The 10,238-nt window shown below is 49.2% G+C and carries 10 protein-coding genes; 4 read left to right on the forward strand and 6 right to left on the reverse strand.

The features are described from left to right. Window positions 1-1,575: a lysine--tRNA ligase gene (locus tag JW881_04290; GenBank protein ID MBN1696710.1), complete on the forward strand. Its 1,575-nt coding sequence runs from the start codon at window positions 1-3 to the stop codon at window positions 1,573-1,575. Here the strand turns inward: JW881_04290 and JW881_04295 are convergent. Next, a complete protein-coding gene (locus tag JW881_04295) occupies window positions 1,572-2,717 on the reverse strand; it encodes a SpoIIE family protein phosphatase (GenBank protein MBN1696711.1) in 1,146 nt (381 codons plus the stop codon). The genes JW881_04290 and JW881_04295 overlap by 4 nt on opposite strands. Window positions 2,718-2,984: 267 nt before the next feature. Between JW881_04295 and rpiA the strand changes: the two genes are divergently transcribed. Beyond that, window positions 2,985-3,695, forward strand: coding sequence for a ribose-5-phosphate isomerase RpiA (rpiA, locus tag JW881_04300; protein MBN1696712.1), 711 nt, complete (start codon window positions 2,985-2,987; stop codon window positions 3,693-3,695). 26 nt (window positions 3,696-3,721) lie between these two features. On the opposite strand, the gene JW881_04305 is transcribed toward rpiA, so the two are convergent. Continuing rightward, complete coding sequence (locus tag JW881_04305) at window positions 3,722-4,135, reverse strand: hypothetical protein (protein MBN1696713.1); 414 nt, start codon at window positions 4,133-4,135, stop codon at window positions 3,722-3,724. A 200-nt stretch (window positions 4,136-4,335) separates the two neighbouring features. On the opposite strand from JW881_04305, the gene JW881_04310 reads away from it, so the two are divergent. After that, window positions 4,336-4,659 carry a hypothetical protein gene (locus tag JW881_04310; protein MBN1696714.1) on the forward strand — a complete coding sequence of 108 codons (324 nt, stop codon included), beginning with the start codon at window positions 4,336-4,338 and terminating at the stop codon, window positions 4,657-4,659. A 22-nt stretch (window positions 4,660-4,681) separates the two neighbouring features. On the opposite strand, the gene pgi is transcribed toward JW881_04310, so the two are convergent. Together pgi and JW881_04320 are read right to left on the reverse strand one after the other, a co-directional pair. After that, entirely contained in the window at window positions 4,682-6,355 is a 1,674-nt protein-coding gene (gene pgi, locus JW881_04315) for a glucose-6-phosphate isomerase (protein ID MBN1696715.1), read from the reverse strand. Between the two features lie 19 nt (window positions 6,356-6,374). Further along, window positions 6,375-7,667: a serine hydroxymethyltransferase gene (locus tag JW881_04320; GenBank protein ID MBN1696716.1), complete on the reverse strand. Its 1,293-nt coding sequence runs from the start codon at window positions 7,665-7,667 to the stop codon at window positions 6,375-6,377. Window positions 7,668-7,927: 260 nt separating this feature from the next. On the opposite strand from JW881_04320, the gene JW881_04325 reads away from it, so the two are divergent. Continuing rightward, a complete protein-coding gene (locus tag JW881_04325; protein ID MBN1696717.1) occupies window positions 7,928-9,448 on the forward strand; it encodes a hypothetical protein in 1,521 nt (506 codons plus the stop codon). Window positions 9,449-9,500: 52 nt separating this feature from the next. Here JW881_04325 and JW881_04330 read toward each other — a convergent pair whose 3' ends face one another. Both JW881_04330 and JW881_04335 read right to left on the reverse strand, forming a co-directional pair. Beyond that, on the reverse strand, window positions 9,501-9,878 hold the full coding sequence (locus JW881_04330; GenBank protein ID MBN1696718.1) for a hypothetical protein: 378 nt from the start codon (window positions 9,876-9,878) through the stop codon (window positions 9,501-9,503). Between the two features lie 72 nt (window positions 9,879-9,950). Beyond that, the coding region (locus JW881_04335; protein ID MBN1696719.1) for a hypothetical protein at window positions 9,951-10,238 on the reverse strand (288 nt) is incomplete at its 5' end.

Genomic DNA, 10,238 nt, shown 5'->3' on the forward strand with positions numbered 1-10,238 from the left:
ATGAAGGAAAAAGGCAGTCATTGGGCGGACGCGATCGCTGAAAGAATTATTCATACAAAGGGAGAAAAAGACCGATACGTCTGCGCATCGGGGATCACACCGTCCGGAACGGTTCATATCGGGAATTTCAGGGAAATCATCTCCGTCGATCTTGTCGTGAGGGCACTCAGGGAAAAAGGCAAACAGGTAAGGTTCATCTATTCATGGGACGATTACGATGTGTTCCGCAAGGTCCCCGCCAATATGCCGAACAAGGAGATGCTCGAAGGGTATCTTCGCAAGCCGATTGTCGTCACACCCGATCCGTACGGAAAAGAAGAGAGTTACGCCCGGAAGAACGAGAAAGAAGTCGAGTCGGTACTTCCCGTTGTCGGGATCTTCCCCGAATATATCTACCAGGCGCAGCAGTACGGCGGATCGGTCTACGCCGAATATATGAAGACCGCGCTGGATAAAAAGGGAATCATTATCGGTATTCTCAACAAACACAGATCAGAACCCCTCCCCGAAACATGGTGGCCGGTCTCCGTGTTCTGCGGCAATTGCCAAAAGGATACCACCCGTATCACGAGTTACGATGAGGCGTATACGATAGGATACGAATGTTCATCATGCAATCATTCGGAAACCCTCGATATCAGAAAGGCCAATAATGTGAAACTTTTCTGGCGTATCGACTGGCCGATGAGATGGAAATTCGAACAGGTCGATTTCGAGCCGGCCGGCAAAGAGCACCATTCAAGCGGCGGGTCTTTCGATACCGCTCGTGTCATTGCCGGGGAAGTCTACGATTATGATCCCCCGGTTACCTTTAAATACGATTTTATCAGTATCAAGGGCCAGGGGGGAAAGATCTCATCGTCCCTCGGGAATGTCCTTAGTCTTTCCGATGTTCTCGAGATATACCAGCCCGAGGTGGTCCGGTACCTTTTTGCCGGAACACGACCGGACACCGAGTTTGCCGTTTCTTTCGATCTCGACGTGATAAAAATCTATGAAGACTACGACCGGTGCGAGCGTGTGTACTTTGAAGCGGAGACGGTGTCGGAAAAGAAAAAGGAAAAGGAAAAACGTATCTATGAACTTTCGCAGGTCAATTCGGTTCCCGGAAGCTTTCCCCTCCAGGTACCGTTTCGACATCTTTGTAACCTGCTTCAAATAAACAACGGGAATATCGATGATTGTATGGCATCGCTTGATGCCGGAGAGGGAGACGTATATGACCGTCTCCGGACTCGTGCGGTTTGCGCGTGGAACTGGATTACCACCTATGCCCCGGATACATTCAGATTCTCCTTAAGGCCGCCGGATGCGGAAGCGATTCCCCTCGATTCCTCCCAAAAGGAAGCCGTTTCTGCACTCAGAAAGGAGCTGGCGTCCTCTTTTGATTCATTCGATGAAAAGAGTCTTTCGGAGTTTTTTTATACGATTGCCGGGAACAACGATATGGATCCAAAAGAACTTTATAAAACCCTGTATCGTGTTCTCATCGGCAAGGAAATGGGCCCCCGCCTCGCCGCATTTATACTCACCATCGGCAAAGAGCGGATTATCAGTCTTCTGGAACCGTATTAAAAATTCAACGAGGGTTCCAGTTTTATCATACTGACGTCATCAATAAGCTCGACATAAATACTCTGTTCGTTAAGGTGAAGGAGAAGGTCGTTCAAAAGATCATATCCCGAATAAGATGAAAAAAACCGCTTGATCCCTTCGGTACCGAACTGTCCCCCCTTGCACTCCGCTTCGTAGAGGCCGTCCGAAAAGAGAAACAAAAACTCGTCATTGTCGAGTTGAAAGTCGATCTCCGAGAATTGCACATTATCTTCCACACCGATCATCAGGGACCGTATGCAGAGTTCCTGTTTCAGCTGATATCCCGCATCGGTTTTTCTGAATATAAGGGCGGGAGGATGACCCGCGGAAGCGTACTTGCCCGTACGCGTTACCGGATTGTATATAACCATCGCCGCCGTAATATAATAACCATCGATCTGGCTTGTTTTCAGGAATCCGTGATTGACATTACGAAGGACTTCCACCGGATTATGAAGAAAGGCAAACGACGAGTGGAGAAGGGTTTTATAGATGACGGTGAAAAGGGATGCGGAGATACCGTGGCCCGTCGCATCCGCGACGGTAATGACAAGGCTTTTATCATCGAGAAAAAAAGCCTCGAGGAAATCACCCCCGATCTCCTCGACCGGTTTATAGATCGTTTCGATGAAAACCCCGTTTTTCCTTATCTTGCCCAGGGTAACCATTTTCCGTTGTATTTCACCGGCCAGTCTTCGCTGACGGTATTCATCCCTCATATCCCTGAAAACACATATTCCGCCGACAATCTTGCCTTCTATATCATGAATCGGTCCGACATTGATCGAAACAGGCAATTCTTCCTTTCGCTTTGTCATCATAAAGACGAGATGAGGATAAATCCCCGATTTGTTTTCAATAAGCGCTTTTGCCAGAGGGCACGCTTCCGGGCTGCAGAGTGTATGCCCCCTGTGATCCTTTTTGCACAAAGCACCGATATCATAGCAAAACCGGCCGACAATTTCCGAGGACTTATAACCGGTCAGTTCCGCCGCCCCGAAATTCCAGTAGACGATCTTCTGTTTGATATCCGTGATAAAGATTCCATCCTTGATCTGATCCAGTACTTTGTGATAGGAAATGTGAGGCAATATCATCTCTCTTTTTTCCGTTTTCTTCATTTATTAAAACCCACAGGATTTGATTGACTCTTCCATTACTATTATATACAATAATTTTTAAAAATCTCCTCTTTTTGGGAAGATTTATAAAATTATTGAGATATTGTCGACTTATTTTATATATATTATTACCAATTCTTCTTATTTTTTCAAATCAAATGTTGGATTGGTTTCAAAACGATATCCGGGTCCATGTCCCGGCCGGCTGCCCTGCAAAGTGTCAGCCTGAAGATTATTTTTTATAGGTGAGGAGTTGAATCAGGATAAATGAAAGATCATGAGATAAAACAACATATCGGCAAGACCGTTGTCGATGAGCTGGTGCGTGACGGTATGAAATTGGGAATGGGTACCGGATCAACGGCAGTCGAGGCCCTGAGATATATTAAACAAAAGCGCGATCGGGGTGAGTTAATGAATCTATTCATTGTTCCGACCAGCATTCAGACAGAGCTGGAATGCAGACAATACGGCATGCCGCTCTGGAGTCTGAACGACAGTGCAATCGGGGGGCGTCTTGACCTTACCATTGACGGGGCGGATGAAATCGATCCCGAATGGAATCTTATAAAAGGCGGCGGCGGCGCCCTGCTCCTCGAGAAAATCGTAGCCTTTTATTCATCATCGTATGCAATTATCGCTGAAAACCGGAAACTGGTGGAATATCTCGGCCAGACGCATCCGATTCCCGTCGAAGTCGTTCCGTCCGCAGTTTTTCCGGTCATAAAAACACTGGAAAGCATTGGGGCGACCTGTTCGTTGCGGCTTGCCCTGCAAATCGCCGGACCGGTCATCACCAAACAGGGCAACCTGCTTCTCGACATTTCCATGAATACGGCATTCGATCCTGTCGAAATGGAACAAAAGATCAATCAAATTCCCGGAATTATGGAAAACGGCATCTTTACGCTGCCGGTTACCGATCTCTTTATCGGCCATGATGACGGGAGGGTGGAACACCGGGAAAAACGCGGATAAGACGGTGTGGCAGAACCGACAGGGGCCTAATATTCGATCTTGAAGTTTTCAGGATCGATATCGAATCGCTTCCGTGCGAGATCCCCCGGGATTTCGAGTCTGTCCCAGGTATAATGGTCGAGATTTTCATGGACATACAGCTTTATCCTGCTGAATTTTCCATTAATCCATACTATGGTAAAATAGGGATAGGAGGAATCCTTTCCGAAAATAACGTCACCGACCCCGTTCAAATCGGAAAACCAGCGATACGGGACATAGAAGACACCAAGCCCGATTCCGGACGGCCTGTGAAACGTCACACAATAACCGAGTTTATGAACATATACGGTATCGATAAGAAACGACCGCACATAAATTTCCTTACGCTGTTCACCGTAAAGCCCCCATACAAGAAACAAAAATATAATAACAAGGCATATACTGAGTTTTCGTTTCATCTTGCGCTCCCTTTTTCCATTGCTACATCTTGATTATAATAATATTTAATATGCGGAATCAAGCAAAAAATAAACAGGAAAATAAAAATAAAACGCCCGCCCGGCCCTGCCGTGTATTGTCTTTTTGGGCCGCATCCTGTACATTATGGGTGAACGTCTGCAAATACCTCGGGACAGAAAGCGGCAGGGATAAATGAGGAATGAAGGATAAAAGAATGGAAATCGAATTCAAACAAACGGAAGAAGTCATCCACATCACTCTTTACGGCAATCTCGACACGAGCGGAGACAAAAGACTGGCCGACGTACTCAATAGAATAAGACGTATAGAAAAATTCGAAAAGGTTATCTTTCATATGAAGGAAGTTAAAATCTCAATCTCTTCGGCAATCGGACGATTACTCAATTTCTTCAAGTTCCTGGAATCCACCGAACGTGTCATGGAGATAGACGGTATTTCAGACAGTCTTTACAACCAGTTTATAGAAATTCATCTTGAAAAGATATTTGTTATCAAGAAATGACAACCGGATGACAGGATAGTCCCTATTCGATGTTATCACAATAATACCGGATAAGGGCGTTTGTGGAACTGTCGTGAGCCGGCTTCACGCCGGGGGTTTTCATATCCTTGTCAAGATCCGCGAGTATCGTTTGCGCCAGCTTTTTCCCGAGTTCCACACCCCATTGATCGTAGCTGTAAATATTCCAGATCACTCCCTGCACGAATATCTTGTGTTCATACATCGCAATAAGCGATCCGAGCACCCGCGGCGTGAGTTTTTTGAACATGATACTGTTCGATGGCTTGTTTCCCAAAAAAACCTTGTATTTCAGAAGCTTGTCGATATCCCGATCCGAATACCCTCCCTTTTTCAGCTTTGCAACGAGTGCCGTATCCGATTTCACTTCTTCGAATGTTTTTCCGTTCATAAGCGCTTCAGTCTGTGCAATGAAATTGGCGATCAGTTTCCGGTGGTGGTCTCCGGCCGGATTGTGCGAAACAGCCGGGGCGATAAAGTCGGCGGGGATGAGTTTCGTTCCCTGGTGGATCAGCTGATAGAAGGCGTGCTGGCCGTTTGTTCCCGGTTCCCCCCAGATAACGGGGGCGGTCTGATAATCGACTTTGTTTCCCGCCTTATCGACATATTTCCCGTTCGATTCCATATCGGCCTGCTGCAAATACGCGGGAAGCCGGTGGAGGTACTGGTCATACGGCAGAATGGCGCAGGTCTGGGCGCCGAAAAAGTTGTTGTACCATATGCCGATAAGGGCAAGGGAGGCCGGTATATTTTCCCGGAGCGGTTTTCTGAAAAAATGCTCGTCCATGTCATGGCCGCCGCATAAAAATTCGATAAAATTCTCGTACCCGATTCGTAACATAATGGAAAGACCGATGGCAGACCAGGAGGAATACCTTCCTCCCACCCAGTCCCAGAACTCGAACATATTTTGCGTATCGATCCCGAACTCCCGGACGGCGGCTTCATTCGTCGAAATCGCGACAAAATGCCTGGCGACGGCGGCTTCACACCCGTTGTAATACGTAAGGACCGCTTCCCGGGCACTTTTTGCGTTCGTGAGGGTTTCCTGGGTCGTAAAGGTCTTTGACGCGACGATAAACAGGGTTTCATCGAGCCTGACTTTTTTCAGTGTTTCAACAAGATGAGTGGCATCGACGTTCGACACGAACAAGGTCTCGGGGCCGTTCGCGTACGGCCGTAATGCCTCGGTAATCATATGCGGCCCGAGATCTGAGCCGCCGATGCCGATATTGACCACATACCGAATTTTTCTTCCGCTGTAGCCCCTCCACAATCCGCTTTGCACCCTGAAGGTAAAATCCCTCATCTTTGCCAGTACCCCGTTGACATCCGGCATCACGTCCTCACCGTCGACTTCGATCGGCGCATTCGATCTGTTTCTCAACGCGATATGGAGTACCGCGCGGTTTTCGGTCTCATTGATCTTTTCCCCGCTTCTCATCGCCTTTTTCGCCTCTTCAAGCCCGGCATACACGGCGAGGTTTCCGAGTAATTCGAGGGTACGGTCCGTGATGATGTTCTTGCTGAAGTCGACATAAAGACCGCAATCCGCCAGACTGAACTTTTTAACGCGATCCGGGTCTTCCGCGAACAAGGTTTTCATATGGACCTTCGACATTTCAATATAATGATCTTCGAGCGCCTTCCATTCCTTTGACGATGTAACCGGTGTCATTGGCCCCTCACCCCCTTTTCTATAACGCTTTATTCGTAAGCGGATGACTGATCGATTTTCCCGGAAGGATAAAGTGGCCTGGCACGGGAAATTGCGAACAGAGCATCAATACTTCCCTTCCCACCTTCTCGATAACGGATTCGTTGTCGATATTCTCGATAACGGTATGGATATACCGGGCGATGGAGTCCATCTGTTCCTCTCTCATGCCCCGTGTCGTCACCGCTGGTGTTCCCAGACGGATACCATTGGGATTAAACGGCGATGCCGGATCACCCGGAATCGTGTTGAAGTTCGTCACGATCCGCGCGCGGTCAAAGGCCTTGGCGGCCTTCTTTCCCGGAATTCCCTTGTTCCGCAAATCGATGAGAAGAAGGTGGTTGTCGGTGCCCCCGGAAACAAGATCGAATCCGTATTCGAGAAGCTTCTCCGCGAGGCGTTTCGCGTTTTTTATGATCTGTTTGGCGTACTCGATGAACTCGACCGTATCCGCTTCGGCAAGCGCGACGGCGATCGCCGTAATCGTATGCATGTGCGGCCCCCCCTGCTGGCCCGGGAAGATGGTCTTGTCGACCTTGTTCGCGTGTTCCTGTTTGCAGAGAAGCATGCCGCCCCGCGGGCCCCTCAGTGTTTTGTGGGTCGTCGATGCCACGATATCGGCATAGGGGACCGGGCTCGGATGCAGCCCGGCCACGACAAGACCCGCGATATGGGCGATATCACTGACATGAAACGCCCCGGCTTTTTTCGCGATCTCGCCGAAACGCTTGAAATCGATCTCGCGGGGATACGCCGTATAACCGGAAATGATAATCTTCGGATGCACCTTCACGGCGAGTTTTTCGATCTCGTCATAGTCGAGTTTTCCCGTTTTGTAATCGACCGTGTAATTGACGGCATTGAAAATCTTGCTTGTTATGCTTCCTTTGGAACCATGCGTTAAATGCCCGCCTGAACTGAGTTCCAGACCCATGATCGTGTCTCCCGGTTTTGCGAGCGAATTATAGGCACCGAAGTTCGCCACCGATCCGGAGTACGGCTGGACATTGGCGTGATCTGCCTTGAACACCTTCTTGGCCCGTTCGATTGCGACCGTTTCGATGAGGTCCGTCACCTGCTGTCCTTCGTAATACCGTTTTCCGGGGTACCCTTCGGCGTATTTATTGGTAAGACAACTCCCCGTGGCGAGCATGACGGCGCGCGACACGTAATTTTCAGAGGGAATAAGGCGGAGTGATCCGCTTTGCCGCGCCTGTTCCTGCCGGATAAGTTCGTAAATCTGGGGGTCGTATTGTTCAAGCGGTGAAAACATTGCAGTCTCCTTATTATTGAATTTTCATCCCACTCCCCCGGTAACCGGGGAGTCTGCCTTACTCTATACTAATTTCAGAGACCGATCAACTCCCTCCCGCCGTTTACCTTGAGGCAGACTACACTTTTACACAGCGACGATTGCGAAAACAGTAAAAACCGCGCGGTAAACCGTCTCCCGTTTTGATTGTCTTTTCGGTTTTTTGGGGCTATATTATAAATGAAAGATATGCTATACTGTTACAATTCCAAAGGGGCGCCGTGAAATCATATAAACGTATAATTATTTTTGTCTTATTACCGCTTTTATTCCCGGCATGCAAGCCGCCTTCAGGCGGAGATGATATCCTGGTCAATCCGACAGACAACATTCACCAGGAAATCAACGCGTCGTTCGCCCCGAATATAGATCATACATGGACCTTTATGATCTATATGGACGCGGACAATAACCTGGACGGCTACGATCCGGAAACCATGGTCGCTTACGCGGTCGACGATATCGACGAAATGGAGGCCGGATTATACCAGGCTGCCCAGACATATCCCGGCATCGCCTCGTCTCTTCAGATTATCGTTCTCCTCGACCGTAAGGGGCTGTCGGGGCCGGATGATACGGCGCTTTACAGGATCGGAGCTTTCTCGAGCCTGAACGGCGAGATTGATTCACCTGAAGTTTACGACGAATATGACCGCTACGGTTTTGCAATTGACGCCCTCGACAGCATCGAACGGAACATGGGTGACAGCCGGACACTCGCCGACTTTCTGGGTTTTTGCACTGACCTCGATTATATCGATGAGACCGATCATTACGGTCTCCTGTTCTGGAACCACGGGGACGGGCCGTTTTCGGGTCCCATTGAAGAGGAATCGAAGTTGCGTGGAATCGGGAGGGACGACTCGAGCAATGAAGACCAGCTGAGTATGGAAGAGCTTCAGGACGCGATTACATCGGTCTTCGGCGGAACGAAACTCGATTTTATCGGGTTCGACGCGTGCCTGATGGCGGCGGTGGAAACGGCGTACGAGGCGAGAAACCTCGCCGACGCCATGACGGCTTCCATGGCCGAAGAACAGATGGACGGCTGGGATTATACCGCCCTTATTGCCGGGATGACCTCGGATGCCTCTCCGTGGGACGGGAAATCGCTTGCCGCCCTCGCCGTTCAGACATACCGCGACTCGACGCAATCGGACCCATTACAGACAATGGCGGCCGTGGATCTCGAAAAAATGGAAACACTCAAAACCGCAGTCGATGCCTTTGCCGTGGGGCTTCACCAGGAAAACCGGAAAGACGCGATAGAAATCTGCAGAGACGACTCGATCCATTTTTTTTCCGACTGGAATGAAGAGGATGCGAAGAAATATCCCTATTTCGAGCTGAACGATTTCTGTATCCATATCAGCGGGAACTTTCTTTACTTTTCCGGACCCCTTGTGGAGAAGGCGGAGAATGTCATCGACGCGCTTTCGGACACGATTATCGCCGCCTATGCAAGCGAAGGATACGGCAATTACTTCGGGCCCGGTGAAGCCGTCAAGCGGGGGCTCTTTATCACCTTTCCGCAGGGAAATCGAAGAACACATTTCGAACAGCCGTACTACGAGGCAATGGAATGGTATACATTGAGTCCCCTTGAAGACACAAGCGGCCATTACTACGGTGAAATCGATTTCTGCACGAACAACAGCAACGGGACCGTCGAGGCGTGGCTCGAACTGCTCGAAGCATGGTATGACGAAGACAATGCGCTGATTCCCCTGAATACTTTTTAACCCGGGACAACTACTGTTTGTGAAAAAACCGCATTAATTACGATGGAGGCCGTCAGGCAAAGGTGTCGATCACGATACCCGCACGGGGAGAAAAAACCGCGGGGGACATCCGTAAAGCTGTCTCTCTGGAGCGAACTTCCCGCGCGGCCCGGTCGATCATGAGGTCGATGTTGTCGTTTGTTATTTCCTGCGCGAATGAATTACCCGCCCCGCCGGAAACAAGCCGGTCGATGAGGTTGTCGAGGACCCTGAGTTTGTACACCGGAACCCCCGCGCTGTTATTTCCGCTCGGGACACCCGTTATATGCCTGAACCGGGCGTACGGAATATAGTGCCGCTGAACCGGAGCCGCGACCTTTCCCGCGCCGCTTCGCAGGCGAATGATATTGGGAATAAAAACAGGCGCCGCAGCACCGATTCCTTGAATCACGTCTTTCTCTCCCTGTTATTAATATCGGGAGACCGGGAAATGCTTATAACAGGTTTTTTGTGTACGGAAATTTCACGTTTGCTTTTTGAGAAAAGCGCCAAAAACCGGCTTTAATATGTAAGTCACTTTATAATAAACAGATAACAAACATTTCAATATGAACTCTTGTAATTGTGAGATATCCGGGTTAGCGGTTGTTTCCAGATATGGAGTCCGGGAGATCTCCCGGGTTCCTCGATGACCCTTTTGTGCATTTGCCCTGCTCTCAGACTCCGGCGCGGCGGTATATCTCGCATAGCGATATACCGCTGTCGTTCCCGCAACACGAACAACGAAAACCAACGCAATCATCGAAATTTC

Source organism: Spirochaetales bacterium (genome assembly GCA_016930085.1).
Classification (GTDB): domain Bacteria; phylum Spirochaetota; class Spirochaetia; order SZUA-6; family JAFGRV01; genus JAFGHO01.